Here is a 26,078-nt window from a genome sequence, read left to right as displayed (position 1 = left end):
AAGGGGTTGGAGGTCACGGGTCAGGAAGCCTTGCCGGCGTCGAGCTCGTCGCTGACCAGGGTCTGCAGGATGCTCGTGCCGTCGATCGCGCCGAGGACGCGGGCGGCGACGCGGCCCTTGGTGTCGAGGACGATCGTGGCGGGCACTGCGTTCGGCGCGATCTGCCCGGACATCGCCAGCTGCATCGTGCCCGTGCGCTGGTCGAGGACGGTCGGGTACTGCACGTCGAAGGTGCGCTCGAAGGCGGCCGCGGTCGCTGCTTCGTCGCGGACGTTGACACCGATGAACGCGACGTCGTCGGCGTCGGCGTACTCGTCGTGCACCTTGTTGAGGTACTTCGCCTCGGCACGGCACGGGGGGCAGCTGGCGTACCAGAAGTTCAGGACGACGACCTTGCCGCGGAGGTCCTTCGACGAGACGGTGTCGCCGTTCGAGTCCTCGGCCCGGAAGGTGACCGGATCGGTGCGGTCCTTCGCGGAGACCTCGGTCACGGCGCCGTCACCGGAGATGTAGTTCTGGGTCGTGCCGTTGCCGTACTGCTTCGCGATGCCGCCGCTGTCCGACGAGCACCCGGACAGGACGAGGACTGCGGCCACGGTCGTCGCTGCGAGGACCGCGAACCGCTTGCTGATGACGCGCGCACGCTTCGTGCTGTTCACACTGCTCCTTCGTCGACCGCGTTCGCGCGCAGTTCCTGCGCGGGGTCCGCGTACCCGACCTCGGTGAACCGACCGGTCGACGTGGCGGGCACACGTTCGACGGTGGTGATGCTCGACAGGTCACAGCGGCGCTTGCGCGGGTCGTGCCACAGGGGCTCCCCCGCGAGCTTCCGGTGGACCATCCAGATCGGCAGCTGGTGGCTGACCAGGACGACGTCGCCCTCGTCCACGCTCTCCCATGCCGTGGTCATCGCCGCGAGCATGCGGTTGGCGATCGACTCGTACGCCTCGCCCCAGCTGGGACGCAGCGGGTTCGCGATCCACGGCCACTCCGCCGGGCGGCCGAGCGAGCGCTTCGTGAACCCGGGGGGCTGCCCCTCGTAGCGGTTCGTCGGTTCGATCAGGCGCTCGTCGAGCGTCACGTCGAGCCCGTAGGCGGCCGACCAGGGTGCGGCGGACTCCTGCGTGCGCTGCAGCGGGGAGGCGACGATCCGACGCACGTCGACGCCGGCGTCCTTCCAGGCGGTCGCGGAGGCCTGCGCCATCCGCGTGCCGAGGTCACTCAGCCCGAAGCCCGGGAGCCGGCCGTAGAGGACGCGGCCCGGGTTGTGCACCTCTCCGTGCCGGACGAGGTGGAGACGGGTCGCGGGCATGGGTTCCAGTGTAGGTCGCCCGCGGTTCCCACCGCCCCCTCAGGTGATTCACCGGATGCGGAAGCACTCAGCCGCCGAGCTCACCGGAGAGCCGCCCGTGCAGCGCGATCGACCCCGTGTCGAGGTTCACCACCTCGACGGTCGACCCGTGCTTCGCGAACCGCTGTTCGACCCCGTCGAGCGCCGCGACCGTGGACGCGTCGAACACGTGGGCGTCGGCCAGGTCGATGATCACGTGCTCCGGGTCCTCGGCGTAGGAGAACCGTGTGACGAGGTCGTTCGACGAGGCGAAGAACAGCGCCCCGCGGACCCGGTACCGCACGGTGCGGTCGTCGACCGGCTCGCGCACGACGGTCACCACGTGCGCCACCCGTCGGGCGAAGACCAGGGCCGCCACGACCACACCGACGAGCACCCCGGTCGCGAGGTTCTCGGTCACGACGACCACCACAACGGTGACGAGCATGACCGCGATCTCACCGAGCGGCATCCGTCGGAGGGTGCGCGGTCGGATGCTGTGCCAGTCGAAGGTCGCGACGCAGACCATGAGCATGACCGCCGTCAGCGCCGCCATCGGGATCTGGGCCACGAGGTCGTGGAGCACGATCGTCAGGACCAGCACCGAGACACCGGCCGCGAAGGTCGAGACGCGGGTCCGGGCACCAGCGGTCTTCACGTTGATCACCGTCTGGCCGATCATCGCGCAGCCGCCGGTCCCACCGAAGAAGGCGGACGCGATGTTCGCGACGCCCTGACCCCACGACTCGCGCCACTTGCTCGAGCCCGTCTCGGTGATGGAGTCGACGAGCTGCGCGGTGAGCAGGGTCTCGATCAGCCCGACGATCGCGACACCGAACGCGTACGGGGCGATGATCTGCAGCGTCTCGAAGGTGAACGGCGTCGTGATGCCGCCGAAGCCCGGGAGCGCCGTCGGCAGTTCGCCCTCGTCTCCGACCGTCGGCACGGCGATGCTGAACACCATCGTGAGACCGGTGACGACGACGACCGCGATGAGCGGTGCGGGGATCGCCTTCGTCAGGAACGGGAAGCCGACGATGATCGCGATGCCGAGCGCCGTCAGCGGCCAGACGACGAACGGGACGTCGTCGCCGAGCAGGTTCGGCAGCTGGGCGGTGAAGATGAGGATGGCCAGGGCGTTCACGAACGCGACGTTGACGCTGCGCGGGATGAAGCGCATCAGCCGTGCAACCCCAAGGAACCCGAGCACGAGCTGGAACACGCCACCCAGCACGATCGCGGGCACCAGGTACTCGATCCCGTGCTCCCGGACGAGCGGGGCGATGACGAGCGCCACCGAGCCGGCGGCTGCGGAGATCATCGCGGGGCGACCACCGACGATCGAGATCACGATCGCGATGACGACGCTCGAGAACAGGCCGACCGCGGGATCGACCCCGGCGACGACGGAGAACGAGATCGCCTCGGGGATGAGGGCCAGCGCGGTGACGATGCCGGCCAGCACCTCTCGGGTGAGCATGCGGGGCGAGCGGAGGGCGGCGAGGACGCTCGGGGCCGTCGGCGCGTGTGTGATCACGGACATCGATCGGAACTCTACCCTCACGTGAGGGTAGAGTCGTACGCCGTGAGCACCAGCGACGTCCCCGACACGATGCACATCGGCGAGCTCGCCGACCGCGCCGGCATGTCCCTGCGCACGATCCGGCACTACGACGAGGTCGGGCTGCTCGTGCCGAGCGGCCGCACCACCGGCGGCTTCCGGGTCTACACGGCGCAGGACCTCGAACGGTTGCTCGTGATCCGCCGGATGAAGCCGCTCGGGTTCACGCTCGACGAGATGGCCGAGCTGCTCCGCGTGGTCGACGCCCTCGCGACGAAGGACCCCGAGGACGAACCAGCACTGGCAGCCCGCCTCGACGCGTACCTCGAGGATGCCCGCGCCCGGCACGCCAAGCTCGTCGAGCGGGCCGGCATGGCCGAGGAGTTCATCGGCACGCTCGGGTCACTCCGCGCGTCGCTCCCCTGATGTCGCGGTGTCCTCGGCGAGCACCCTGGCGCGCATGCGCTGCCGCTCGAGTTCGAGCTTGAGCTCCCCCTCTTCCACGTGGAGCTGCCAGTCGATCGCCCCACGTTGCGCCCAGTCCCACATGCTCTCGCCGGGCGCAGGACCGATGTACGGCCGCTCCGCGGGAACCGTGTCTTCCTTCCGTACCAGCTCTCGCCAGGCACGGCGCAGACGAGTCGTCATCACTGTCTCCTCTTCTCGATGAACAGTTCCGCCAACACCCTTGCAGCGGGTTCTTCTCCGGCAGGCACTTTCTGCATGTCGTACATCGCCTGTGCCAGATTCCGGCCGATCTCGCGACGCCCGACCTCGGCCGCGGTGATCAGGTCGAACACCACGGTCAACCGCGCCCAGTAGCGGTCCCGTTGCTCCCGCGCGACGTCCCGCCGCCACCGGATGACCGCCCACAGCCCACCGACGACCGCCACGAGCAGCGTGAACGCCGCCGTGCAGAGCGCCGCCACAACCACCGCGACCGCCGCAGGCGGCCAGGTCGCGAGCTCCCCCGTCCCCGTCCCCACCCGGTCCCCCTCTCGTCCCGCGACCTGGCCACGTCGAGAACGCTACGGAGTCCACGCACGCCGCCACGGGCCTCCCGGCCATCGGTGGAGAACGCCGGACGCAGGCGGCCCTGTGGAGGGAAGAACCCTGCCGCCCACGCCCCCGGACGCAGGCGGTTAGACTCGACCACCGTGATCGAACGCACCCGCATCGCCGACCTGGCAGCCCTCCCCGACGGTCCCGTCTCCGTGGCCGGATGGGTCGAGACCGTCCGAGACCAGAAGAAGGTGCAGTTCGTCGTGCTGCGCGACGAGACCGGCGCCGTCCAGCTCGTGAACCCGGCGACGCGCGAGGCCGAGGACGGCGACGACGCCGCACAGTCCGCCCTCGCGACCACCAACGAGATCTCCGGCCTGGCGCACGGCACCTTCGTGCACGTCACCGGCACACTGAAGCACGACGAGCGCGTGAAGCTCGGCGGGCTCGAGGTCAAGATCGGTGCGCTGCAGGTGGTGAGCGCCGCGATCCCGGAGACCCCGATCGCCGACGACTCGTCGCTCGACAAGCGCCTCGACTGGCGCTTCCTCGACCTGCGCAACCGCAAGCAGAACCTGATCTTCCGCATCCAGACGACGCTGGAGCACGCGTTCCGCACGTACTGGGTCGACCGCGACTACATCGAGATCCACACGCCGAAGCTCATGGCGTCGGCGTCCGAGTCGCGCGCCGAGCTGTTCCAGCTCGAGTACTTCGAGACGACCGCCTACCTGGCCCAGTCGCCGCAGAACTTCAAGCAGATGGCGCAGCCGGCCGGCTTCGGTGCCGTGTTCGAGATCGCCGACGCCTTCCGCGCCGACCCGTCCTTCACGAGCCGCCACGCCACCGAGTTCACCAGCGTCGACGCCGAGTTCTCGTGGATCGAGTCCCACGAGGACGTCATGGCGATGCACGAAGAGGTCCTGGTCGCCGGCATCACCGCCGTCAAGGAGAAGTACGGCAAGGACATCGCGGAGGTCTTCGGCTTCGAGCTGCAGGTCCCCGCGACGCCGTTCCCCCGCGTGACCCTGGCCGACGCGCGCAAGATCGTCGCCGACAGCGGCTACGACGTCGTCCGCGCCGACGGTGACCTGGACCCCGAGGGCGAGCGCCGCGTCGCCGCCTGGGCGAAGGAGCACCACGGCTCCGAGTTCGTGTTCGTCACGGAGTACGACGCCTCGATCCGGCCGTACTACCACATGCGCAAGCCCGGCGACCCGTCGGTCACCAACAGCTACGACCTCATCTTCAACGGCGCCGAGATCTCCACGGGCGCCCAGCGTGAGCACCGCGTCGACGTGCTCGAGGCGCAGGCCGTCGAGAAGGGCCTCGACCCGGAGGAGCTCGGCTGGTACCTCGACTTCTTCCGCTACGGCGTCCCGCCGCACGGCGGCTTCGGCATGGGCCTCGCGCGCGTGCTGATGCTGATGCTCGGTGAGCCGTCGATCCGCGAGGTCACGTACCTGTTCCGTGGTCCGACGCGCCTGACCCCGTAGTCACCGTGCGCGGCGACGCCGCGCGCACACGGTGAGCAGCAATGGTCGCCTCCCGACGCGGGAGGCGACCATTGCTGCTCACGAAGCGCGACGTGGAGCGACGAGCGCGCGCGGACGGGAGGCTCGGCTCAGCTCTGCCAGTCGATGGCGGCCCGCGCCGTGACCAGTTCGCGGATCTCCGCTGCCGCGGCCTGGTGCTCCGGGTGCACCTGGTACGCGTCGAGTCCGGCGAGGTCGTCGAAGCTGGCGACCACGGCGACGTCGTGGTTCTTGTCCGGGTAGGCGACGTTCTCGACGACCTCGAGCGACCGGATCGACTCGACGGTGCCGACCAGACCGGTCAGGAGTTCGCGGATGCGGGCGATCGACGCGGCGCGGTCGAGGTCGGTCCGCAGGGACCAGGAGACGACGTGGGAGATCATGCGCGGGCCTCGGCCTTCTCGAGCGCACGTGCGAGCCGGTCGGCGTCGACGTGCCAGTTGCTGTGGACGCGCCCGTCGATCAGCACGACGGGGATGTCCTCCGCGTACTCCTGGCGGAGGGCGTCGTCGTCGAGGATCGAGCGTTCCTGCAGGGTGACCCCCGGGTGGTCGGCGACGACGCGTTCGACCACGGGTCGGGCGTCGTCGCAGAGGTGGCATCCGGGCTTCGTCAGGAACGTCACTGCGGGCATGGTCCCAGCGTAGTCCGGGAACGCGAAAGCCCCGGCGAACCGGGGCTTCTCGTGCAGGTCCTCCGACCTGCGCAGACCTGTGCGGGTCTACTTCTTGTTGCGTCGCTGGTGACGCGTCTTGCGAAGGAGCTTGCGGTGCTTCTTCTTCGCCATGCGCTTACGACGCTTCTTGATGACAGAACCCATGTGGACCTCGCTCGGACTGATGCTGATGTACGGACACCGGGCCGAAGAGACCGCGGAAAATCAACCTGCCCGAGTCTACCGGCTGCCCGCTGGGATGTCGAACGCGCGCTCAGCCGACGTCCGCCACGCCACCGCGCAGCACGTCGGCGACGGCTGACTCGGGGACGCGGAAGGAACGGCCGAAGCGGATGGCGGGGAGCTCACCGGCGTGCACCATCCGGTACACGGTCATCTTCGAGACGCGCATCATCTCGGCGACCTCAGCGACGGTGAGGAAGCGCACGTCGTCGAAACTGCCGGTCATGGTCCGCCTTCGGGGCTCGCACGCGCGCTGCGCACGGGAGTGGTGTGACCTGTGTGGTCAGTGGCAACTGTAGAGGCGTGTGCGACCCGGTGTCCAGGATCAGTCCGCGCCGCGTGCACCGGCGCCGCCCCGGGCTCGGAAGCCCGAGCGGCAGGGCTCAGTCCTCGTCGCCCCGGCGGGTGAAGCGCTTGCGGCTGCGGTCGACGACGCGCTCCCAGCCCTGCTGCGCGCCGGAGATCGCCGCGGTCGCCCGGTACGACGCCTCGGCCATCACACGACCGAGCTCGGTGCCCACCTCGACAGTCGCCTTGCCGGCCGTGCCGTTCCGGCGGATCGACACCGGCTGGCCGTCCGGCGTCCACGCGGTGGTGGCCGGGGTGCCGTCGGCGTCGACCGCGCCCGTGAACGGCAGGACCCAGTCCTCGAGGTGCACGAGCGGCTCCGGGTCGAGTCGGTAGTAGCGGTGCTGCCCCTCTTCGCGACTGGTGACGAGCCCGATGTCGCGCAGGACGCGCAGGTGCTTCGACACCGTGGGCTGGCTGACCCCGAGGCGTTCGACGAGCTGGCCGACGCTGAGCTCGCCGCCGGTGACGTCCGATCCGTAGGCGGACAACAGCGTGCCGAGCAGCTCGCGCCGGGTCGGGTCCGCCACGACGGAGAAGATGTCGGCCATGGGGCAAGGCTAGCCGGGGCACCACGGATGTACCATGACGAACCGTCCCGGCCCATGTCCTCGGAGGCATACGCATGCTCGACCGAACCGAGCCGATCCCGCACCACGTGAGCGTCGGCCGACGGCGAGCGAGCCGGATCGCGACGGTGCTGCGCTCGTCGCCGTCCCGACTGGCGATCGTGGTGTTCATCGCGCTGATCTTCCTGTTCACGGTGCTCTTCATGACGCCGTGGGCCACCGCGGACCGCAGCAGCACCCACTTCGCGGACGCCCTGTTCACCGCGGCGTCGGTGGTCTGTGTCACCGGGCTGTCCACGGTCGACATGGCGACGCACTGGTCGGTGTTCGGCAAGGTCCTGGTGGTCATCGGCACGCAGATCGGCGCCGTCGGGGTCCTGACCTTCGCGTCGATCCTCGGGCTGTTCGTCACCCGCAAGCTCGGCCTGCGCGCCAAGCTCATGGCGGCCGGCGACTCGAACCCGCTCCGCACCCACCACGGCGCCGTGCCCGAGGGCCAGGCCGTCCGGCTCGGCGAGGTCGGCACCCTGCTCGCGACGGTGGCGGTGAGCACGCTGTCGATCGAGATCGTCCTCGGCCTGCTGCTCCTGCCGTCGGTGCTCATCGCCGGCATCCCGTTCTGGACAGCGGTCGGCGACTCCTTCTACTACGCGGCGATGGCCTTCACGAACACCGGGTTCTCGCCGAACGCCGACGGCCTGGACCCGTTCGCCCACGACTACTGGTTCCTGACGCTGCTCATGATCGGTGTCGTGGCGGGATCCATCGGGTTCCCGGTGATCCGTGCCCTGACGAAGCAGCTGCGCACCCCGCGGCGCTGGCCGATCCACGTCAAGCTCACCCTGGCGACGAGCGCGATCCTGCTCCTCGGCGGTGCGGTCGTCTACACCGCACTCGAGGCGTCGAACCCGACGACCTTCGGCGAAGAAGGAGCCGGGCGCACCGCGTTCCAGGCACTCTTCCTGTCGACGATGACCCGCTCGGGAGGCTTCTCGCTCGTCGACTTCGACCAGCTCAACGGCTCGAGCCTGCTCGTCACGGACATGCTCATGTTCATCGGTGGCGGATCCGCCTCGACGGCCGGCGGCATCAAGGTGACGACCCTCGCGGTGCTGTTCCTGGCCGCGGTCGCCGAGGCCCGCGGTCGCCAGAGCATGGAGGCCTTCGGTCGCCGGATCCCGAGCGACGTCCTGCGGGTCGCGGTGGCCATCGTGCTCTGGGGAGCGACGATCGTGGCCGTCGCGACCGTGGTGCTCCTGCAGATCACCGACGACTCGCTCGACCGGGTGCTGTTCGAGGTGATCTCGGCGTTCTCGACCAGTGGACTGTCCTCCGGCGTGTCCGCGGACCTGCCGGAACCGGGCAAGTACGTGCTCGCCGCCACCATGTTCCTCGGCCGGGTCGGTACAGTGACCATCGCCGCTGCCCTGGCCGCCAGCCAGAGCCGGCAACTGTTCCGCCGTCCCGAGGAGAGGCCGATCGTTGGCTGACCGCACCCGTTCGTCGCACCAGCACGGTGCCATCAGTCACGACGCCCCCGTCCTGGTCATCGGGCTCGGTCGCTTCGGGGCCGCCACCGCCGGCCAGCTCGAGCGCCAGGACCGCGAGGTGCTCGTCGTCGACACCGACGCCGGACTGGTGCAGAAGTGGTCCGACCGGGTCACCCACGCGGTGCAGGCGGACGCGACCGACATCGACGCGCTCCGGCAGATCGGCGCGCAGGACTTCGCCATCGCCGTCGTCGGCACGGGCAGCGACCTGGAGTCGAGCGTCCTGATCACGGCGAACCTGGTCGACCTCGGCGTCCCGCAGATCTGGGCGAAGGCGATCAGCCGCTCGCACGGCACGATCCTGTCCCGCATCGGCGCCAACCACGTCGTCTACCCCGAGCGCGAGGCCGGCGAGCGCACGGCACACCTGGTCTCCGGCCGGATGCTCGACTTCATCGAGTTCGACGACGACTTCGCCGTGGTCAAGATGTTCCCGCCGCGCGCGGTCCGCGGCAAGGACCTCGCCACCACCGTGATCCGCACCCGCTTCGGCCTGACCGTGCTCGGCATCAAGCCGCCCGGCAGCCCGTTCGTGCCGGCGACGCCGGACAGCGTCATCGGTGAGGACGACGTCATCATCGTCTCGGGTTCCGAGACCGACCTGGAGCGCTTCGCCGCGTACGAGTAGCGACCACCGGACGGACGGGAGGCCCGTGGCGGCGTCGCCACGGGCCTCCCGTCCGCACTCTGGCTGCGTCCACGACGCGGTGTGCGTCTACGAGGCGGCGATCTCCTCGGCACGCGCGATCGCGGCACGCGACGCGCGCAGCAGCGTGTCCGCCAGGTCGGCGTCCTGCAGCACCGCGACGGCCCGCTCCGTCGTGCCCTTCGGGCTCGTCACCGCGCGGCGCAGGTCGGCGGGCTCACGACCCGACCGCTCGAGCAGCTCGACGGCGCCGCGGACGGTGCCCTGCACCATCGTCGCCGCCTGCTCGTGGGTGAAGCCGAGCTCCTCGGCGGCACGCTGCCACTGCTCGACCAGCAGGAAGACGTAGGCGGGACCGGAACCGGACACGGCGGACAGCGCGTCGAGCTGCGACTCCGGTACCTCGATGACGTCGCCCGAGGCGGTGAACACCGACGACGCCAGTGCGACGGCCTCGGCGTCGGCCGAGGTGCCCGCGCTGATGCCGGTGACGCCGTGGCCGACGCCGATCGGGGTGTTCGGCAGGGCACGGACGACGCGGACGCCGGCGGGCACCCGTGCCTCCATGCTCGCGGTGGTGGTGCCGACGGCGACGCTGACCAGGACGGCGCCGGGCTCCAGGTCGTCGGCGACCTCGTCGAGCAGGTCCGCGATCATGTACGGCTTCACGCCGACGACGACGAGGGCCGCGCCACGGACGGCCGACCGGTTGGCGTCGGGGTCGGTGTCACTCGCGGTCGCGTCGAGACCGCGCTCCCGGTGGGCAGCAGCGGACGCCTCGGACTTCGTGGTGAGGGTCACGGTGGCGGGGTCGAGTCCCGCGGCGAGCAGGCCGTCGAGGACCGCGCCGGACATGGAGCCGACGCCGAGCAGGGCGGCGCGGGGCAGGTCGATCGTCATGCTCCCGACCCTACCGACGCCACCCGCCTAGGATCGTGTCGCAGACCACGAGAAGGGGACAGCTGTGAGCGCTTCCGGAGGCACGAAGGCGATCTTCGCCGCACTGGGTGCCAACATCGGCATCGCGATCGTGAAGTTCATCGCGGCGGCGATCAGCGGATCGGCGTCGATGCTGGCCGAGGGCGTGCACTCCCTGGCCGACTCCGCGAACCAGCTCCTCCTGCTGCTCGGTGGCCGGAAGGCCCGGCGAGCGGCGGACCAGGAGCACCCGTTCGGCTACGGGCGTGAACGCTACGTCTACGCGTTCGTCGTCTCCATCATCCTGTTCTCGGTCGGCGGTGTGTTCTCGCTCTACGAGGGCATCGAGAAGCTCGCCCACCCGCACCCGCTCGAGAACTGGTGGCTCCCCCTGGTGGTGCTCGTCATCGCCATCGGGCTCGAGGGCTTCTCGCTCCGCACCGCCCTGAACGAGGCCCGACCGCAGAAGGGCTCGCAGAGCTGGGTGCAGTTCGTCCGCCGTGCGAAGGCCCCGGAGCTGCCCGTCGTGATGCTCGAGGACACCGCGGCCCTGCTCGGCCTGGTCTTCGCCCTGTTCGGCGTCGGCCTGACGGCGATCACCGGCAACGGGGTGTTCGACGCGATCGGCACCATGCTGATCGCGGCGCTGCTCATCGCGGTCGCGGTGGTGCTCGGCATCGAGACGAAGAGCCTGCTCGTCGGCGAGGGCGCGACCGCCGCCGACGTCGAGCGCATCAAGCAGGCGGTGCTCGACGGCCCCGAGGTCGACGCGATCATCCACCTGAAGACCCTGTACCTCGGGCCGGACGAGCTGATGGTCGGCGTGAAGGTCGCCGTCGACGGGGACCGCCGACTCGGTGATGTCGCCGCCGGCATCGACACCGTCGAGCAGCGTGTCCGGAGCGCCGTGCCGATCGCCCGGGTGATCTACGTCGAACCGGACGTCCTGCGCACCGGGCCGCAGCCGCCGACCGAGGCGATCGTCATCCTCGCCGCGGACTGAAGAAGTCGTCGAGCAACTCGGCACACGCTGCCTCGAGCACGCCGCCGATGACCTCGGAGCGGTGCGGCAGCCGGCGGTCCCTGGCGATGTCGTAGACGCTGCCGCTGGCTCCCGCCTTCGGGTCCCACGCGCCGAACACGACCCGTGGCACCCGTGCGGCCATGACGGCGCCGGCGCACATCGGGCAGGGCTCGAGCGTCACCACGAGCGTGTGCTCCTCGAGGTGCCAGTCCCCCGTCACCGCCGCTGCAGCACGCAGCGCGAGGACCTCGGCGTGGGCCGTCGGGTCCTGTCGCGCCTCGCGCTCGTTCCGGCCGGTGGCGACCACGAGGCCGTCGCGGTCGAGCACCACGGCGCCGACCGGGACGTCGTCGGTCTCCAGGCACCGTCGGGCCTCCTCGAGCGCGCGCTCCATCGCCGGGACGAACGGGCGGGCTGCGGGCTCCTCCACGGGACCTCCTGACGGTCGACGGCACGCTAGGCTCGACCCTATGCGAGTCCACGTCGCCGACCACCCGCTCATCACCCACAAGCTCTCGGTGCTCCGCGACCGTACGACGCCCTCCCCCACGTTCCGTGCCCTGACCGAGGAGCTCGTCACGCTCCTCGCGTACGAGGCCACGCGGGGCGTCCGGGTCACGGCGACGCCGATCGACACGCCCGTGGCGCACACCATGGGCGTCGCGATCGCCAAGCCGCGGCCGCTCGTCGTCCCGATCCTCCGCGCCGGGCTCGGCATGCTCGAGGGCATGGTCAAGCTCGTCCCGACGGCCGAGGTCGGCTTCCTCGGCATGGCCCGCAACGAGGAGACGCTCGAGCCGCAGACCTACGCCGAGCGCCTGCCCGACGACCTGTCCGGGCGGCAGTGCTTCGTGCTCGACCCGATGCTCGCCACCGGTGGCACCCTCGCCGCCGCGATCGACTTCCTGTTCGCCCGCGGTGCGCAGGAGATCACGTGCGTGTGCATCCTCGGTGCCCCCGAGGGGCTCGCCATGGTCGAGCAGGCCGTCGGCGACCGCAACGTCTCGATCGTCCTCGGTGCGCTCGACGAGAAGCTCGACGAGAACGGGTACATCGTCCCGGGCCTCGGCGACGCCGGCGACCGGCTCTACGGCCTGGCCGAGTAGCGCAGACCCGATACGTCACGGACAGGAGGCGCGGTGCCAGCTGGCACCGCGCCTCCTGTCGTCCGTGCGGTCGCGCTCACCGCACCCGCCCGTTCCGGGCGTACCCGCCCGTTCCGGGCGTACCCGGTCGGTTCTTTCCACCCGGTACGCCCGATTCCACTTTCCATCGCGGGCGCAATGGGAAGGAACGGGCGTGGCACTCGACGCGCGTGCGGTCGCGCCCACCGTACCCGCCCGTTCCGGGCGTACCCGGTCGTTCCGGGCGTACCCGGTCGTTCAGGGCGTACCCGCCCGTTCCGGGCGTACCCGGTCGTTCCGGGCGTACCCGGTCGTTCAGGGCGTACCCGCCCGTTCCGGGCGTACCCGGTCGTTCCGGGCGTACCCGGTCGTTCAGGGCGTACCCGCCCGTTCCGGGCGTACCCGGTCGTTCCGGGCGTACCCGGTCGTTCAGGGCGTACCCGCCCGTTCCGGGCGTACCCGGTCGTTCCGGGCGTACCCGGTCGTTCAGGGCGTACCCGCCCGTTCCGGGCGTACCCGGTCGTTCCGGGCGTACCCGGTCGGTTCTTTCCACCCGGTACGCCCGATTCCACTTTCCGTTGCGTGCGCAATGGGAAAAAACGGCGTGGCGCTCGACGTCCGTGCGGTCGCGCCCAGCGCACCGTCCGCGCGGACGGTTGACACCATGTTGGTATACCGCAGATACTCGTCACATGACTGCAACCGTGTCCACCCGCGTCCTCTCCGAGGCGTGCTCCTCCGCAGGGGCAGTGGGGACCGTCGGCGTGATGATGCCGACCATGCCGGTCATGCGTTGTCGAATGTGTGCCTGATCGGCACCCGTTCCAGCCGGATCCCCCGCGACACCACCCCCGTCGCGAGCGCGTGATCCCCGGGTGACGGACACCGTCGGCGACGCGCACCACGTCACGAGGTCTGTCTCCCGTTCCCCCGGGTCGGCCCCGGTCCGCAGCAGGACCGCAGGGCACATCGGCGTACCGCCGTACCCGGGATGACGCATTCGACACCGGCCGCCGCGCCACCCGCGCACCGGCCACACCGCCCGGAGAACCACCATGTCGCTCACCATCGCCCAGCCCCGCACCGCGCTCCGCTCCGCACCGGCCCCGACCGACCTCGGCACCGTCACCCCGATCCGTCCGCGCCCGGCCTCCCCGGCGGCGACCGGACCGGTCACCGTGCCGACGAGCCCCGTTATCGCACCGCAGCGGAACCGCGCGCTCCCCGAGGGCACCGAGGCCCGCGGCTTCGCCCTGTACGTCGGCATCGACGAAGCGAAGGCCGCAGCCGCCGGCACGAGCCTGGCCGCGGTGGTCGAGCAGCTGAAGGCCCTCACCGCGCAGCTCGTCCCGTCGTCCGAGACCTACGCGGCCGTCGCCGTCGCCGCCGAGCACTCCGGTGGCCGTGACGTCGACGTCGTCCGGCTCGCCCTGCAGGACCGCTCCGCGGTGGCCGCCCGCAAGCAGGCCGAGAAGCCCGAGCCCGAGGAGACCGGCGTCGTCATCGACATCTCGCGGAAGCGCGTGACCCTCGACGGCGAAGCGGCACCCCTGACCTACAAGGAGTTCGAACTCCTGCAGTTCCTGGTCCTCCGCGAGGGCCAGACCGTCGACCGTTCCGCGATCATCGAGGGCCTCTGGTCGGACGGCGAGGACGAGACCCCGAACGAGCGCACCATCGACGTGCACGTGCGTCGGCTCCGCTCCAAGCTCGGCGCGTTCGAGGAGATCGTCCGCACCGTGCGCGGCGTCGGCTACCGCTTCGACCGCCACGCGGACGTCGCCGTGCGGTACGCGTCGACCCCGTCGCCCGACCTCTTCTGAGCCTGATCGGCTGCTCTTGGTGAACTCGCAGCGAACCGGCCCCGGAGAGGCTGGCGCGCCGTTACCGCTTCGTTATACAGTCGGTGGTGCAGACGGTGTTTGCTGTGGCACCGCCTGTGGAATGTGATTGCAGGAAACTCTTGGTGCAAGGGAGAGGGCCGGTCGCCGACAGGCGGCCGGCCCTCGTGCATGTCGCCCGGCTCCTGTCGGACCCCGTCGGTAGTGTGGTCAGACCGTACGACCGGAGGGAACGCGAACGTGAGCGAGACACGCCGCAGTGAGAAGGCGACCGCGGTCGCCGCCTGGGAAGCGCTCTTCCGCGCCCAGGTCGCCGTGATGCGGAGTCTCAACGCGGACTTCCCCGGCGACGAGATCTCGTTCAACGAGTACGACGTCTGCTTCAACCTGTCGACCCAGCCCGGCCGCCGCTGCCGGATGCGCGACCTCACCGGGCACCTGCTCCTCACCCAGCCGAGCGTCAGCCGCCTGGTCGACCGGCTGCTCGCCCGCGGCATCGTCGAGAAGCAACCGGACCCCACCGACGCCCGCGGCGTGATCGTGGCACTGACCCCGCACGGCTTCGACGTCTACCGCCAAGTCGCCGTGCAGCACGCGGCGAGCATCGCGCAGCAGGTCGGCGCCGGACTGTCCGACCCCGAACTCCGCACCCTCACCGAACTCTGCACGAAGCTCCGGCTGGCGGTCGGCACGGCACCGAGCCGGCGGTCGACGGCCCGCCCGGTGGCCGCTGCGGATGCGGCAACGGTGTGACCGGCGCGATCGTCTGGCTCCGTGACGACCTGCGGCTGTCGGACAACCCGGCGCTCCGTGCGGCGATCGACCACGGTGGCGACGTCACGGTGGCGGTCGTCCTCGACGAGCAGTCCCCCGGGCTCCGTCCGATCGGTGCCGCGAGCCGCTGGTGGCTGCACCACTCCCTGACCGCCCTCGATGCCGACCTGCGCGAGCGGGGTTCCCGGCTGGTCCTCCGGCGCGGTGCCGCGGCGACGGCGATCGACCAGCTCGTCGCCGACACCGGAGCCGACGCCGTGTACTGGAACCGTCGGTACGGCGCCGTCGAGCGTGACGTCGACGCCGGCATCAAGGCGGCCCTGCACGACCGTGGCGTCGAGGCGCACAGCTTCGCCGCGAACCTGCTCTGGGAACCGTGGACGGTGCTCACCGGGCAGGGCGCGCCGTACAAGGTCTTCACCCCGTTCTGGAACGCCGTCCAGGCGCTGCCCGAACCGCGCCATCCCCTGCCCGACCCCGACGACTTGCCCGCTCCGGCCGACGTCACGGGTGATGCGCTGGCCGACTGGGCACTGCTGCCGACGAAGCCCGACTGGGCCGGCGGCCTCCGTGACGCCTGGACCCCGGGCGAGCACGGCGCGCAGCAGCAGCTCGAGCACTTCGTCGAGCACGCGCTCGAGGACTACGACCAGCGCGACGAGCCCGCGATGGAGGCCACCAGCAGCCTCTCGCCGTTCCTGCGGTGGGGCGAGATCAGCCCGTACCAGGTGTGGCACCGCCTGCACGAGCGGCTCGAGCCTGCGCAGCGCCAGAACGCCGCCGCGTTCCTCCGGCAGCTGGCATGGCGGGAGTTCAACTGGAACGAGTACTTCCACTGCGACGACATCGCCACCGTCAACGTCCGTCGGAACTTCGACGCGTTCCCGTGGCGTGACCCGGAAGCAGCTGAGGTCGACCGCTGGCGGCAGGGTCTCACCGGCTTCGACCTGGTCGACGCGGGCATGCGCGAGCTCTGGCACAGCGGGGCCATGCACAACCGGGTGCGGCTGGCCGCCGGCAGCTTCCTCGTGAAGAACCTGCTCGTCGACTGGCGCGTCGGGGAGCAGTGGTTCTGGGACACCCTGGTCGACGCCGACCCCGCCAACAACGCGGCGAACTGGCAGTGGGTCGCGGGCTCCGGCTTCGACGCCGCCCCGTACTTCCGCGTCTTCAACCCCGATCGGCAACTCGAGCGCTTCGACCCGCACCGCGAGTACGTCCACCGCTGGGTCCCCGCCGACGAGCTGCGGCCCGAGCCGATGGTCGACCTGAAGGCGTCACGGCAGCGGGCGCTCGACGCCTACGAACGGATGCGGCGCTCGTGACCGGGTCGCACCCCGCGATCGCTGCGGTCGTCGACCAGGTCGACGAGCTGTTCCGTGCTCGCGTCGAACAGGGCCTCGCGCCGAGCAGCGTGTGGGGCGTGTTCGACCGCTCCGGCCTCGTCGCGTCCGGCGGGCACGGTGACCGCGGTGACGGCCGGAGCCCGGACGCCGACACCGTCTACCGCATCGCCTCCTGCACCAAGAGCGTCACCGCCGCGACCCTGCTGACCCTCGTCGCCCGGGGTGCACTCGACCTCGACGCGCCGATCACCGACTTCGTGCCGGCCTTCGGCGCCGTCACCCTGCCGACCGCGGACTCCCCGGTCCCCACGGTGCGGATGCTGCTGACGATGTCGGCCGGGTTCCCCACCGACGACCCCTGGGCCGACCGGCAGGAGTCGATCTCGGACGCCGAGCTCGACGAGGTCCTGCGCGGCGGCCTGCTGTTCGACTCGCTGCCCGGCACCCGCTTCGCCTACTCGAACCTCGGCTACGCGCTGCTCGGCCGGGTCGTGGCCGCCGTGACGGGGCAGCCCTTCACCGCTGCCGCCAGCGAGACCGTGCTCCGTCCCCTCGGCCTCACCGACACGGTGTTCAGCGCGGCCGAGTCGACCGGCTTCGTGGTCACCGGTGCCCGCGGACACGAGGGCGACTGGGAACCCCTGCCGATGACCGGCCCCGGCGCCTTCTCGCCGATCGGCGGGCTCTTCTCGACCGTCCGCGACCTGGCGCGCTGGGCGATGCACCTCGGTTCGGCGTTCTCCGCCGCGCCGGAACCCGGCCCGGTCTCCCCCGCTGACCGCCGGCTGATGCAGCAGGCCATGCGGGTCGTCCCGTCGTCCGTCGTCCCGGGTTCGGCCCGCGCGACGGCGTACGGCTTCGGGCTGTTCGTCGAGCAGGACGACCGCTTCGGCGGGCTCGTCTCGCACTCCGGCGGCTACCCGGGCTTCTCCGCGCACATGCGGTGGTCCGTGCGCGACGGCCTCGGGGTCGTCGCGTTCGAGAACGCCACGCAGGCCAAGGTCTCCGCGGCCGCCCAGCGGGCGCATGACCTCGTGCTCGACGCGCTGCTGACGGCCCACACACCCGACGCGCCGGGAGCCAGCACCGACGTGACCGGAGCGAGCACCGGGGTGGCGGCGACCACCCGTGCGACGCGAGCCGCCCAGGCCGCCGTGACGCGCCTCCTGGCCGACTGGCGGGACGACCTGGCGGACGCGATCTGCACGCCCAACGTGGCGATGGACGTTCCGTACGACCGGCGGCGGCGGGCGGTGGCGCAGGCCGTCGCGGACGTCGGCGCCGACCTCGGTGCCGCACCGGTGTCCGAGTACTCGGCGGCGCCGTCGCACCTGCGCTGGTGGCTCCCCGGCACCTGCGGGCGGCTGCGCGTCGAGATCCGGCTCGCCCCCGCCGCCGCGGGGCGCGTCCAGACCCTGAACGTCGTCGCCGAACCGTCGGAGCGCTGACCCGACGGCACCAGGCGGACACCCGTCGGCTCAGACCGGCGGTCGACCGCCCACGAAACCGAGTGCCCGCGCGGCGACCCGGGTGCCCTCGCGGGCTGCCGCGCCGACGCGGACGGGATCCGTCGCCCACGCACGGACGAACCCGGCGACGAAGGCGTCCCCGGCCCCGATGGTGTCGACGACGGTCGCCGGTGTCGCGGGGACCCGGTGGACGCTGCGGCCCCGGCGCCCGATGAGCGCACCGTCGGCCCCGGCCGTGACGACGACCAGGGGGACGTGCTCGGTCAGCCGCCGCACCGCGGCGTCGAGGTCGTCACCCCCGGCGAGGGCGAGCGCCTCGTGCTGGTCGGGGAAGAGCACGTCGACGCCCCGCAGGGCTTCGAGGAACCGGTCGGCACCGATCGTCTCGATCACCGCCACCGACGAGGGGTCCACCGCCACGCGCGCCGGGCCGGTCCGGGCGCACGCCACCAGGTCGGCGAGCCGGTCGGCCCCGCCGCCGAGCATGGCAGCCCCGGTCAGGTGCACGATGTCGGCGCGGGCGAGCACCGACGGCGGGACGTCGGCGGCGCTGATCTTCCCGCTCGCGGCGGGGTCGGACATCGCGGTGCGACCGTGGTCGTTGCGGACCGAGACGACGACCCCGGTGGACGTCATCGCGTCGTAGCGCAGGTGGGCGCGGACCCCGGCGTCCTCGAGTGCGCGCTCGTGCCGGTAGACGTCATCGACCCCGACCCGGGCGACGACGTCGACCTCGGCCCCGAGCCAGCCGAGCCAGGTGGCCGTGTTGCCACCGGCACCGGTCGGCCGGTGGCGGATCTCCGCGGCGGGGTCGTGCACCCCGATCCGGTGCGCGGTGGTGTGCACAAGGACGCCGTCCAGGACGTCGCCGACGACCAGGAAGCGTTTTCCGGCGCCACGACGACGGCCCGCGACCACCCGTCCGGCGCGGGTCCCCTCGGGCCGTGACGGTGGCAGAGCGCCCTCGTACGGCATGGACATCCGAGACAGTCTACCCGGAGCCGAGTTTTTCTCCGTTTCTATCGGTGAAAACGGAGGTTCGGTGGAGAGATCGCACACATCGACCGATGGTGTCACTGATATACCGGCTGCTAGTATGTGGGCGGTCGCGCGACCACCGCCCCGACGACGGAGATGCCATGCCCAGGAAGCCCGACCCCACCCGCAAACCCGCGATCCTCGAGAAGGTCGTCGACCACTTCGTCGAGACCAAGATCGAGGACGTCACGGTCCGGGGCCTCGGCCGCGTACTCGGCACGAGCGCCTACCCGGTCGTCTACCACTTCGGCTCCCGCGACGCCCTGATCGACTCCGTCGTCGAGCACCTCGCGACCTCGCACCGAGCGCCCGCGCTCGACCCCGCCGCCGACACGGACGCCCTCGCCGATCACCTGATCGCGACCTTCGGCGGGCTCGACGACCCGCACCGTGCGCTGGCCGCACGGCTCACCTTCGAACTCGGGTCGGTCGAGTCCCTCGACGGGCGTGACCGGCAGCGCCGCGCGCACCGCTGCCAGGTCGCCGCCATCCGGGCCTGGTGCCGAGCACACGGCGCCGACCCCGTCCTCGCCGAGCATGCGGCCCAGCACACGGTCATGGCCGCCCGCGGAGCCCAGTGGGGCGCGCTCGTCGACGGCGCGCACACCGATGCCGACGCCGCACTGCGTCGCATCGCCCACGACCTGGCAGCCAGCACGGCCGACGCAGACCGCGTGCGCTGAGCGCACGCACGCACGCGATCGCGGACCGCTCGCGTACCCGGCGACGGGACACGGGGACGGCGCACGGCCCGGAACGTGACCCGGACCACGAACGGGAGGCACGGTGCCAGCTGGCACCGTGCCTCCCGTTCGTCAGGTGGTCACCGTGGTGACCCGCCGACGCGGATCAGAGCGTGACGAACCGCTGCGACTTCGCGTTCTCGAAACGAGCGGCGACGTTCTCCCAGTCGACGATGTTCCAGACGGCCTTGACGTAGTCCGCCTTGACGTTCAGGTAGTCGAGGTAGAAGGCGTGCTCCCACATGTCGAGCATGAAGATCGGGACGAGGCCGAACGGGATGTTGCCCTGCTGGTCGAAGAGCTGGAACGTGGTGAGCTTCTGGCCCACGGTGTCCCAGGCCAGCACGGACCAGCCGGAGCCCTGGATGCCGTTCGCGACGGCGGCGAACTGCGCCTGGAACTTCTCGAACGAACCGAAGAACTCGTCGATCGCCGCGGCGAGCTCGCCCTCGGGGACCTTCGTGTCCGGGCCGAGGTTGGTCCAGAAGATCGAGTGGTTCACGTGACCACCGAGGTGGAACGCGAGGTCCTTCTCGAGCTTGTTGATCGCACCGAAGTTGCCGGACTCACGGGCCTCACCGAGCTGCTGCAGCGCGGTGTTGGCACCGGTCACGTAGGCCTGGTGGTGCTTGTCGTGGTGCAGCTGCATGATCTTGCCGCTGATGTGCGGCTCGAGCGCGGCGTAGTCGTACGGCAGTTCCGGCAGGGTGTACTCAGCCATGTGAGGTCCTTTCGATCAGTGGGTTGTGGACGCGGCTCCGCGGCTCACGAGAGCCGGGAACGATCGGTGAGGGAGTGGAATTCCCGGTTGTGGTAGACCAGCGGCTCGCCGCGGTCGGCGCCGACGATGATGTCGAGCACCTCGGCCACGACGACGGTCGAGCTGCCGATCGGCGTCGTCGACAGCGGTCGGCAGCGGAGCGCACTCGCCGCACTCGGCAGGTAGCGATCACCGGACGGCAGGGTGCCCCAGATCGGGTCGTCGGCGGCCGGGCTGCCGGTCGACGCGAAGCGCTTGGCGAGTGCGACCCCGAGGGAGTCGACCAGGTGCACGACGAACAGCGGCGCACCGAGCACGACCCCGGCCGAGCCGGAGTTCGTCGAGAGCGAGAAGACCAGCACGGGCGGGTCGACGGCGACGCTCGCGACGCTCGAGGCGGTGAGGCCGGTCGGTCCGTCGGGGCCTTCGGCCGTGATGACGGCGACACCGGCAGGGTGCCCGCGGAAGGCGGACTTGTACGCGTCGGCGATGGTTGCCGGTGCTTCGTCGGGCATGGTGATCGTGGTCGTTCCTTCGGGAGGGGCTGCCGTCACTCGGCGGCTGTCACCCAACGTATGACCTGAACCCTGGTTGAGGTCAACGATTCACAGGTTCGGGCGTGGCCGGGCGCGCCGTGGCGGTCACTTCGTGAGCAGGAATGGTCGGGTCCCGCACGGCCACCCGACCATTCCTGCTCACGAAGCGCAGCGGCGCGCGCGAAGCGCAGCGACGCAGCGCGCGCCCGCGCGGCCGCTCAGCGGCGCTTGAGCATGACGAGCGCACCCGCGGCCGCCACCACCATGAGCACCGCGGCGACACCCGCCGTGATCGTCACGCCGGAGTCGAAGGCCGCCCGTGCCGACTCGAGCAGCACCTGCCCGGCGCTGCCGCCGAGCTGCCCCGCCGCGGCGACCGCGCCGCCGAGGGTCTCCTGCGCCGCGACGTGCGCCGCCGAGGACAACCCGTCGGGCACCACGACGTGCGCCCGGTAGGTCGTGGCCAGGATCGTGCCGAGCACCGCGGTCCCGAGCACGGCGCCGATCTCGTACGCCGTCTCGGACATCGCCGACGCCGCACCCGCCTTGTCCGCCGGTGCCGTCGAGATGATGAGGTCGTTCGTCACCGTCTCGGACGCCCCGATCCCGATCCCGAGCAGCACGAACGCGAACGCCAGGGCGGCGATGGAGGCGTGGTGTCCGAGGACCGCGACCAGGGCGTACGCCGCCGCCGAGAACAGCAGCGCGACCGACACGACCCAGCGCGGGGCGACACGCGCCACGATCGGCACGACCGCGAGCCCGGCGACGATGGTCAGGACCGACCCCGGGATGAGGACGACGCCGGATGCGAACGGGTCGAGCCCGGCCACGAGCTGCAGGTGCTGGGCGATGAAGAACAGGAACCCGGTGAGCGAGAACATCGCCGCCAGGTTCATCAGCACACTGCCGGTGAAGGCCGTGCTGCGGAACAGGCGCAGGTCGAGCATCGGCGTGCGGGACCGCAGCTGCCGACGGACGAACGCGATGCCGCAGACGACTCCGACCGCGAGCATGGCGATCGCGAGGCCGCGCTCCTCGGGGTGCACGACCGACTTGATGGCCCAGGCGATCGGTGCGAGCGCGCCGAGGGACAGGAACATGCTCGGCAGGTCGACCGGCCCGGGCATCGGGTCGCGGGACTCCGGCACGCAGAACGGCACGCCGACGAGCATGAGCACGAGGATCGGCACCGCGACCAGGAACACGCTGCCCCAGTGGAAGTGCGCGAGCAGCGCGCCGCCGACGAGCGGCCCGAGCGCGTTGCCGGCCGCGAACATCGTCGACCAGACGGCGAGCGCCATCCGCCGCTCCCCCGCGTCCACGAACACGTTGCGGATGATCGACAGCGTCGCGGGCATGAGCATCGCGCCGAACACGCCCATCGCGATCCGGGCCGCGACGAGCATCCAGGCGTCGGTCGCGAACGCCGCGGCCACCGAGAACAGGGCGAAGCCGGTCGCACCGATCACCAGGATCCGCCGGCGGCCGATCCGGTCGCCGATGCTGCCCATCACGACGAGCAGGCCGGCGAGCACCAGTGGGTACGCGTCCACGATCCAGAGCTGCGTGGTGGCGTCCGGGTTCAGCGCGCGGCTGATCGACGGCAGCGCGAAGCTCAGGATGGTGTTGTCGACCGAGATGAGCAGGACCGGCAGCATGAGCACGGCGAGCGCGAGGAACCGTCGGGCGCGGCTCCCGGTGACGCGGGTGGCGACGGGGCTGGTGAGCAGTGCGGACACGGCGGACTCCTGGGACTTCGAGCCGGACCAGGTCGACGGCGGGTGGTACGTGGGGCAGACGAGACGGGACGCGGGATGGACACGCGCCCCGTCAGGACTCCGTTAGTGTACCGTCCGGACGGTTTTGGTTGCAAATGCAACAGACGACGGCCGGGAGGCCCGTGCCGGTCCCGCCACGGGCCTTGCGTCGGTCCACTGGTCGCGTCGTCGGGCCTACGCCGATTCGCGGAGCAGCAACCGGTGGCGCACCGTGCGCTCGACGGCCTCGCCCGAGCGCGGCAGCTCGCCCGCGAGCATGCCGAGCGCCAGGTCGAGGGCCTGGCCCGCGACCTCGTCGAGGTCGACGGCCAGTGTGGTGAGCGTCGGCGCGACGAGCGTGCCGAGCGGCAGGCCGTCGACGCCGACCACGCGGACGTCCCCGGGGACGTCGACGCCGGCACGACGGCAGGCCGACAGCACGCCGAGGGCCAGCACGTCGTTGAACGCCAGGACCGCGTCCACCCGGCGGTGCTCGGCGAGGATCCGTTCGGTCCGTTCGGCACCGGCCTCTGCGGTGGGCGCGGACGCGACGACGAGGTCGGGCAGGTACCCGCGACGCCGGAGTGCCGCGACCATGTGCTCCCCGCGCTGGCTCGGCACGCCGTCGGCAGCGGCGTCGAGCACGACGGGGTGCTTCACCCCGACGTCGACGAGGTGGTCGGCGAGGTCCTCGATCGCGGCGGTCGGGTCGATCCGGACCGCGGCGCGGGTCACCGGCCCCGAGGGGTCGAGTTCGACGACCGGGACCGAGCCGAGCCGTTCGATCCACTCCGGGGCGCGGGACCCGAGGTAGCCGATCACGACGTCGGTCTGGGCGCCGAGGGACTCCACCATCCGGTCCGAGTCGCTCGCGAGCCCGACGTCGGCGAGCATGACGTTCCACCCGCGGGCGGCGGCCAGGCCGAGCACCGCGGATGCGAGTGCCGGTGCGTAGGGGTTCCGCAGGTCGTTGACGACGAGCCCGAGCTGGTGGTCGCCACCCGTGACGAGCCCGCGGCCGAACCGTGACGGACGGTAGTCGAGCGCCGCCGCGGCCTGGAGCACGCGGTCCTTGGTCGCCGCGCTGATGCCGGGCATCCCGTTCATCGCGCGGGTGACGGTCTGCCGGGACACCCCGGCGGCCGCGGCGACGTCGATGATCGTCGCGCGGCCGCCCGGGGTCAGGCGCGGAGGTCCAGCCATGCCACCTGTTCCGGGGAGAGGTCGACGGAGAGGCCGGTCATGGACGACCGGGCCTCCGCGATCGTACGGGGTCCGAAGAGCGGGAACGTCGGGAACGGCTGGTTGAGCACGTACGCCAGTGCGATCGCCGTCGCGGGGACGCCGAACTGCTCGCCCAGTTCGCGCGCACGCCGGAGCCGCTCGAAGTTGTCGTCCGAGTAGTAGCAGCGGACGAGTTCGGCGTCGCTGGTGTCCTCGGGAGTCGCACGGCCGGTGAAGAACCCGCGGGCCTGCGAGGACCACGGCAGCAACGGGACCTGACGTTCCTCCAGCCACGCCTTCGATGCCGCATCGGTCGCGTGTTCGCAGCCGTCCCACGGCACGTCGTACGCCTCGGCGAGACCGAAGTGGTTGCTGAGCACCTCGAACCCGTGCTTGCCGTTGGCCCGTGCGTAGGCGTTCGCCTCGTCGAACCGTGCGGGGGTCCAGTTCGAGCCGCCGTAGACGCGGATGCGCCCGGCTCGGCGGTGTTCGTCGAGCACGTCGACGAACTCCCCCACCGGGATGTCGGGGTTGTCGCGGTGCATCATGTAGATGTCCGCGTAGTCGGTGCCCTGGCGCTCGAGGCTCTCGAGCAGCTGCCGGGTGATCGACTCCGGGTCACAGTGCGGGGTGTGGGCGCCCTTCGTGATGACCACCACGTCCTCCCGGATCCCCCGGTTCTGGATCCACTTGCCGAGCCGACCCTCGAGCACCCCGCCGCCGTAGATGTAGCCGGTGTCGAACACGTTGCCGCCCTGCTCGACGAACAGGTCGAAGATCGCGCTGGCGTGTGCCAGGTCGGGCTGGTTGTCGACGCCCATCACCAGGCGGGACATCCGCTTGCCGACGCCCGGCACCTCGCCGTAGCGCATCGGGTTGCCGTCCTGCACGGTGAGCGGTCGGCCGGACACCGTCGGGATGTCGGCGGTCTCGCCCTCGAAGGGGTAGCGCAGGCCGATCGCCGCGCGCCACCTGTCGAGCGTGCGGGCGGTGGCGAGGGTCTCGTCGATGGTCATCTGCGCCGCCTCGACCGCACCGGCACGCAGGGCGTCGGTGGTGGCGTCGGCTTCTCGGGCGTAGGGGTGCTCACCCGCGAACGACAGCGAGCGAGGGGGTTCGTCGACGGTGTGGATCTCGATGGTGGGGTCGTCGCCCAGGGTCCACGGGTCGGTGAGCACGATGCGACCGCGCGAGCCGTACACCGACACGGCGTTGTCGTCCTGCACGAAGACGCCGGTCCGGACCGTCGCCGTGACCCCGCCCCGGTAGGTGAGCTGCGCGACCGTCCACTCGTCGACCCCGGTCGGTCCGAGCGTGCCCGTGGCGGTGAGGTCCACCGGCTCAGCGACGGCGACCCCGGTCGCGGCCTGCACGATCGCCGCGGCCATCGTCACCGGGTACCCGCCGACGTCGAGGATCCCGCCGCCGGCGGTGTCGACGTCGAACAGGCGACCGGTGCGCTCACCCGTCCGGAACGCGAACGAGGCGTCGACGTGGGTCACGTCGCCGATCACGCCGTCGCGGACCAGGTCGAGCAGTGCCGCGGTCTGCGGATGGAAGCGGTACATGAACGCCTCGACGAGCGGCAGGCCGGCCTGGCGCGCGGCGTCGGTGAGCGCCATCGCGGTGCCGTGGTTCACGGCGAGGGGCTTCTCGCACAGGACGGCCTTGCCGGCCTCGAGTGCGGCGAGCACGAGCCGGGCGTGCCCGGTGTGCACGGTCGACACGTAGACGGCGTCCACCCGCGGGTCGGCGAGGACCTCGTCGTAGGTGCCGGCGGTCACGTCCGTGAACCCGAACCCGGCGGCCTCGTCGGCGAAGACCTGCGCCCGCTCGGCGGACGAACTGCCGGCCGCGACCAGGACACCCCCGCTGGCGGGCAGCTGCGAGAGGAAGCGTCGGGCGATGCCGCCGGGGCCGAGGACGGCCCACCCGGGGCGGTCGGTGGTGGTCGAGGTCGGGGTGGTGGCGGTGTTCGCCGTCTGCGCTGACATGCGGATCCTTGTCGTCTCGTGAACCTTCACGGTCGGCTCGACGCTAGCGGGCGCCAGAGCGATCGGCAATGGTCCTACGGCAATTCGT

At 71.2% G+C, this 26,078-nt stretch carries 29 protein-coding genes; 11 read left to right on the top strand and 18 right to left on the bottom strand.

What is annotated here, in order from left to right; genetic code table 11:
• Positions 1-20: 20 nt before the first annotated feature.
• The 3 genes from DEJ21_RS08710 to DEJ21_RS08700 form a co-directional block, all read right to left on the bottom strand.
• A complete protein-coding gene (locus tag DEJ21_RS08710) occupies positions 21-659 on the bottom strand; it encodes a TlpA disulfide reductase family protein (RefSeq protein ID WP_258370551.1) in 639 nt (212 codons plus the stop codon).
• On the bottom strand, positions 656-1,312 hold the full coding sequence (locus DEJ21_RS08705) for a histidine phosphatase family protein (protein ID WP_111032008.1): 657 nt from the start codon (positions 1,310-1,312) through the stop codon (positions 656-658). Before DEJ21_RS08705 ends, DEJ21_RS08710 begins: the two co-directional genes overlap by 4 nt.
• A gap of 67 nt (positions 1,313-1,379) precedes the next feature.
• Positions 1,380-2,873 (bottom strand): SulP family inorganic anion transporter, encoded by a 1,494-nt coding sequence (locus DEJ21_RS08700; protein WP_111224341.1) that lies wholly within the window; start codon positions 2,871-2,873, stop codon positions 1,380-1,382.
• A gap of 42 nt (positions 2,874-2,915) precedes the next feature.
• Between DEJ21_RS08700 and DEJ21_RS08695 the strand changes: the two genes are divergently transcribed.
• The gene (locus DEJ21_RS08695) at positions 2,916-3,317 is read left to right on the top strand and encodes a MerR family transcriptional regulator (protein ID WP_371830603.1); all 402 of its coding nucleotides are present in this window, start codon (positions 2,916-2,918) and stop codon (positions 3,315-3,317) included.
• On the opposite strand, the gene DEJ21_RS08690 is transcribed toward DEJ21_RS08695, so the two are convergent.
• Positions 3,294-3,539 (bottom strand): hypothetical protein, encoded by a 246-nt coding sequence (locus DEJ21_RS08690; RefSeq protein WP_111233288.1) that lies wholly within the window; start codon positions 3,537-3,539, stop codon positions 3,294-3,296. The genes DEJ21_RS08695 and DEJ21_RS08690 overlap by 24 nt on opposite strands.
• Positions 3,539-3,877, bottom strand: coding sequence for a hypothetical protein (locus DEJ21_RS08685; RefSeq protein WP_111224340.1), 339 nt, complete (start codon positions 3,875-3,877; stop codon positions 3,539-3,541). The genes DEJ21_RS08690 and DEJ21_RS08685 overlap by 1 nt, the downstream gene beginning before the upstream one ends.
• A 171-nt stretch (positions 3,878-4,048) precedes the next feature.
• On the opposite strand from DEJ21_RS08685, the gene aspS reads away from it, so the two are divergent.
• Positions 4,049-5,389, top strand: a complete 1,341-nt coding sequence (aspS, locus tag DEJ21_RS08680) for an aspartate--tRNA(Asn) ligase (RefSeq protein ID WP_027466337.1) — start codon at positions 4,049-4,051, stop codon at positions 5,387-5,389.
• A gap of 128 nt (positions 5,390-5,517) precedes the next feature.
• On the opposite strand, the gene DEJ21_RS08675 is transcribed toward aspS, so the two are convergent.
• From DEJ21_RS08675 to DEJ21_RS08655, 5 genes are all read right to left on the bottom strand, one after another.
• Complete coding sequence (locus DEJ21_RS08675; RefSeq protein WP_111029371.1) at positions 5,518-5,811, bottom strand: Dabb family protein; 294 nt, start codon at positions 5,809-5,811, stop codon at positions 5,518-5,520.
• Positions 5,808-6,062: a glutaredoxin family protein gene (locus tag DEJ21_RS08670; RefSeq protein WP_071247435.1), complete on the bottom strand. Its 255-nt coding sequence runs from the start codon at positions 6,060-6,062 to the stop codon at positions 5,808-5,810. Before DEJ21_RS08670 ends, DEJ21_RS08675 begins: the two co-directional genes overlap by 4 nt.
• A gap of 87 nt (positions 6,063-6,149) precedes the next feature.
• Entirely contained in the window at positions 6,150-6,248 is a 99-nt protein-coding gene (locus DEJ21_RS08665) for a 30S ribosomal protein bS22 (protein ID WP_003792170.1), read from the bottom strand.
• Positions 6,249-6,357: 109 nt separating this feature from the next.
• Positions 6,358-6,552: a helix-turn-helix domain-containing protein gene (locus tag DEJ21_RS08660; RefSeq protein WP_017888579.1), complete on the bottom strand. Its 195-nt coding sequence runs from the start codon at positions 6,550-6,552 to the stop codon at positions 6,358-6,360.
• A 157-nt stretch (positions 6,553-6,709) separates the two neighbouring features.
• The gene (locus DEJ21_RS08655) at positions 6,710-7,225 is read right to left on the bottom strand and encodes a helix-turn-helix transcriptional regulator (RefSeq protein ID WP_051596885.1); all 516 of its coding nucleotides are present in this window, start codon (positions 7,223-7,225) and stop codon (positions 6,710-6,712) included.
• 74 nt (positions 7,226-7,299) lie between these two features.
• On the opposite strand from DEJ21_RS08655, the gene DEJ21_RS08650 reads away from it, so the two are divergent.
• Together DEJ21_RS08650 and DEJ21_RS08645 are read left to right on the top strand one after the other, a co-directional pair.
• The gene (locus DEJ21_RS08650; protein WP_071406293.1) at positions 7,300-8,733 is read left to right on the top strand and encodes a TrkH family potassium uptake protein; all 1,434 of its coding nucleotides are present in this window, start codon (positions 7,300-7,302) and stop codon (positions 8,731-8,733) included.
• Positions 8,726-9,421 carry a TrkA family potassium uptake protein gene (locus DEJ21_RS08645; RefSeq protein WP_217499818.1) on the top strand — a complete coding sequence of 232 codons (696 nt, stop codon included), beginning with the start codon at positions 8,726-8,728 and terminating at the stop codon, positions 9,419-9,421. Before DEJ21_RS08650 ends, DEJ21_RS08645 begins: the two co-directional genes overlap by 8 nt.
• Before the next feature lie 87 nt (positions 9,422-9,508).
• Here the strand turns inward: DEJ21_RS08645 and proC are convergent, their stop codons facing one another.
• The gene (proC, locus tag DEJ21_RS08640) at positions 9,509-10,339 is read right to left on the bottom strand and encodes a pyrroline-5-carboxylate reductase (RefSeq protein ID WP_111224339.1); all 831 of its coding nucleotides are present in this window, start codon (positions 10,337-10,339) and stop codon (positions 9,509-9,511) included.
• 64 nt (positions 10,340-10,403) lie between these two features.
• Between proC and DEJ21_RS08635 the strand changes: the two genes are divergently transcribed.
• Entirely contained in the window at positions 10,404-11,360 is a 957-nt protein-coding gene (locus DEJ21_RS08635) for a cation diffusion facilitator family transporter (RefSeq protein ID WP_111029369.1), read from the top strand.
• On the opposite strand, the gene DEJ21_RS08630 is transcribed toward DEJ21_RS08635, so the two are convergent.
• Positions 11,341-11,775, bottom strand: a complete 435-nt coding sequence (locus DEJ21_RS08630; protein WP_111224382.1) for a nucleoside deaminase — start codon at positions 11,773-11,775, stop codon at positions 11,341-11,343. The two genes, DEJ21_RS08635 and DEJ21_RS08630, sit on opposite strands and share 20 nt — an antisense overlap.
• A gap of 76 nt (positions 11,776-11,851) precedes the next feature.
• Here DEJ21_RS08630 and upp point away from each other — a divergent pair, with 76 nt between their 5' ends.
• The 5 genes from upp (at position 11,852) to DEJ21_RS08605 (ending at position 17,914) form a co-directional block, all read left to right on the top strand.
• Positions 11,852-12,487, top strand: coding sequence for a uracil phosphoribosyltransferase (upp, locus tag DEJ21_RS08625; RefSeq protein ID WP_071406290.1), 636 nt, complete (start codon positions 11,852-11,854; stop codon positions 12,485-12,487).
• Positions 12,488-13,560: 1,073 nt separating this feature from the next.
• Positions 13,561-14,328, top strand: a complete 768-nt coding sequence (locus tag DEJ21_RS08620) for a winged helix-turn-helix domain-containing protein (RefSeq protein WP_111224338.1) — start codon at positions 13,561-13,563, stop codon at positions 14,326-14,328.
• 258 nt (positions 14,329-14,586) lie between these two features.
• A complete protein-coding gene (locus DEJ21_RS08615; RefSeq protein WP_171907864.1) occupies positions 14,587-15,099 on the top strand; it encodes a MarR family winged helix-turn-helix transcriptional regulator in 513 nt (170 codons plus the stop codon).
• Positions 15,096-16,445, top strand: a complete 1,350-nt coding sequence (locus tag DEJ21_RS08610) for a deoxyribodipyrimidine photo-lyase (RefSeq protein WP_111224337.1) — start codon at positions 15,096-15,098, stop codon at positions 16,443-16,445. Before DEJ21_RS08615 ends, DEJ21_RS08610 begins: the two co-directional genes overlap by 4 nt.
• The gene (locus tag DEJ21_RS08605; RefSeq protein WP_181435831.1) at positions 16,442-17,914 is read left to right on the top strand and encodes a serine hydrolase; all 1,473 of its coding nucleotides are present in this window, start codon (positions 16,442-16,444) and stop codon (positions 17,912-17,914) included. The genes DEJ21_RS08610 and DEJ21_RS08605 overlap by 4 nt, the downstream gene beginning before the upstream one ends.
• A 30-nt stretch (positions 17,915-17,944) precedes the next feature.
• Here DEJ21_RS08605 and DEJ21_RS08600 read toward each other — a convergent pair whose 3' ends face one another.
• Positions 17,945-18,916: a carbohydrate kinase family protein gene (locus DEJ21_RS08600; RefSeq protein WP_111224335.1), complete on the bottom strand. Its 972-nt coding sequence runs from the start codon at positions 18,914-18,916 to the stop codon at positions 17,945-17,947.
• 158 nt (positions 18,917-19,074) lie between these two features.
• On the opposite strand from DEJ21_RS08600, the gene DEJ21_RS08595 reads away from it, so the two are divergent.
• The gene (locus DEJ21_RS08595) at positions 19,075-19,656 is read left to right on the top strand and encodes a TetR/AcrR family transcriptional regulator (protein WP_111224334.1); all 582 of its coding nucleotides are present in this window, start codon (positions 19,075-19,077) and stop codon (positions 19,654-19,656) included.
• 166 nt (positions 19,657-19,822) lie between these two features.
• On the opposite strand, the gene DEJ21_RS08590 is transcribed toward DEJ21_RS08595, so the two are convergent.
• The 5 genes from DEJ21_RS08590 to DEJ21_RS08570 form a co-directional block, all read right to left on the bottom strand.
• The gene (locus DEJ21_RS08590) at positions 19,823-20,437 is read right to left on the bottom strand and encodes a superoxide dismutase (protein WP_027466323.1); all 615 of its coding nucleotides are present in this window, start codon (positions 20,435-20,437) and stop codon (positions 19,823-19,825) included.
• Between the two features lie 44 nt (positions 20,438-20,481).
• Entirely contained in the window at positions 20,482-20,991 is a 510-nt protein-coding gene (locus tag DEJ21_RS08585) for a flavin reductase family protein (RefSeq protein WP_027466322.1), read from the bottom strand.
• A 239-nt stretch (positions 20,992-21,230) separates the two neighbouring features.
• A complete protein-coding gene (locus tag DEJ21_RS08580) occupies positions 21,231-22,754 on the bottom strand; it encodes an MFS transporter (RefSeq protein ID WP_027466321.1) in 1,524 nt (507 codons plus the stop codon).
• A gap of 213 nt (positions 22,755-22,967) precedes the next feature.
• The gene (locus DEJ21_RS08575; protein ID WP_111224333.1) at positions 22,968-23,975 is read right to left on the bottom strand and encodes a LacI family DNA-binding transcriptional regulator; all 1,008 of its coding nucleotides are present in this window, start codon (positions 23,973-23,975) and stop codon (positions 22,968-22,970) included.
• A complete protein-coding gene (locus DEJ21_RS08570; protein ID WP_111224332.1) occupies positions 23,954-25,990 on the bottom strand; it encodes an aldo/keto reductase in 2,037 nt (678 codons plus the stop codon). The genes DEJ21_RS08575 and DEJ21_RS08570 overlap by 22 nt, the downstream gene beginning before the upstream one ends.
• Between the last annotated feature and the right edge of the window lie 88 nt (positions 25,991-26,078).

Origin of the sequence: Curtobacterium sp. MCSS17_006, assembly GCF_003234215.1 — a bacterium.
Lineage (GTDB): Bacteria > Actinomycetota > Actinomycetes > Actinomycetales > Microbacteriaceae > Curtobacterium > Curtobacterium flaccumfaciens.
This window is presented reverse-complemented; position numbering and strand designations above follow the sequence as displayed.

Excerpts from the sequence above, each read along its gene's own strand:
- DEJ21_RS08705 (WP_111032008.1), bottom strand. The coding sequence starts at position 1,312 with ATGCCCGCGACCCGTCTCCACCTCGTCCGGCACGGAGAGGTGCACAAC.
- DEJ21_RS08700 (WP_111224341.1), bottom strand. The coding sequence starts at position 2,873 with ATGTCCGTGATCACACACGCGCCGACGGCCCCGAGCGTCCTCGCCGCC.
- DEJ21_RS08690 (WP_111233288.1), bottom strand. The coding sequence starts at position 3,539 with ATGACGACTCGTCTGCGCCGTGCCTGGCGAGAGCTGGTACGGAAGGAA.
- DEJ21_RS08675 (WP_111029371.1), bottom strand. The coding sequence starts at position 5,811 with ATGATCTCCCACGTCGTCTCCTGGTCCCTGCGGACCGACCTCGACCGC.
- DEJ21_RS08670 (WP_071247435.1), bottom strand. The coding sequence starts at position 6,062 with ATGCCCGCAGTGACGTTCCTGACGAAGCCCGGATGCCACCTCTGCGAC.
- DEJ21_RS08665 (WP_003792170.1), bottom strand. The coding sequence starts at position 6,248 with ATGGGTTCTGTCATCAAGAAGCGTCGTAAGCGCATGGCGAAGAAGAAG.
- DEJ21_RS08660 (WP_017888579.1), bottom strand. The coding sequence starts at position 6,552 with ATGACCGGCAGTTTCGACGACGTGCGCTTCCTCACCGTCGCTGAGGTC.
- DEJ21_RS08655 (WP_051596885.1), bottom strand. The coding sequence starts at position 7,225 with ATGGCCGACATCTTCTCCGTCGTGGCGGACCCGACCCGGCGCGAGCTG.
- DEJ21_RS08650 (WP_071406293.1), top strand. The coding sequence starts at position 7,300 with ATGCTCGACCGAACCGAGCCGATCCCGCACCACGTGAGCGTCGGCCGA.
- proC (WP_111224339.1), bottom strand. The coding sequence starts at position 10,339 with ATGACGATCGACCTGCCCCGCGCCGCCCTGCTCGGCGTCGGCTCCATG.
- DEJ21_RS08630 (WP_111224382.1), bottom strand. The coding sequence starts at position 11,775 with ATGGAGCGCGCGCTCGAGGAGGCCCGACGGTGCCTGGAGACCGACGAC.
- upp (WP_071406290.1), top strand. The coding sequence starts at position 11,852 with ATGCGAGTCCACGTCGCCGACCACCCGCTCATCACCCACAAGCTCTCG.
- DEJ21_RS08620 (WP_111224338.1), top strand. The coding sequence starts at position 13,561 with ATGTCGCTCACCATCGCCCAGCCCCGCACCGCGCTCCGCTCCGCACCG.
- DEJ21_RS08600 (WP_111224335.1), bottom strand. The coding sequence starts at position 18,916 with ATGTCCATGCCGTACGAGGGCGCTCTGCCACCGTCACGGCCCGAGGGG.
- DEJ21_RS08595 (WP_111224334.1), top strand. The coding sequence starts at position 19,075 with ATGCCCAGGAAGCCCGACCCCACCCGCAAACCCGCGATCCTCGAGAAG.
- DEJ21_RS08590 (WP_027466323.1), bottom strand. The coding sequence starts at position 20,437 with ATGGCTGAGTACACCCTGCCGGAACTGCCGTACGACTACGCCGCGCTC.
- DEJ21_RS08585 (WP_027466322.1), bottom strand. The coding sequence starts at position 20,991 with ATGCCCGACGAAGCACCGGCAACCATCGCCGACGCGTACAAGTCCGCC.
- DEJ21_RS08575 (WP_111224333.1), bottom strand. The coding sequence starts at position 23,975 with ATGGCTGGACCTCCGCGCCTGACCCCGGGCGGCCGCGCGACGATCATC.
- DEJ21_RS08570 (WP_111224332.1), bottom strand. The coding sequence starts at position 25,990 with ATGTCAGCGCAGACGGCGAACACCGCCACCACCCCGACCTCGACCACC.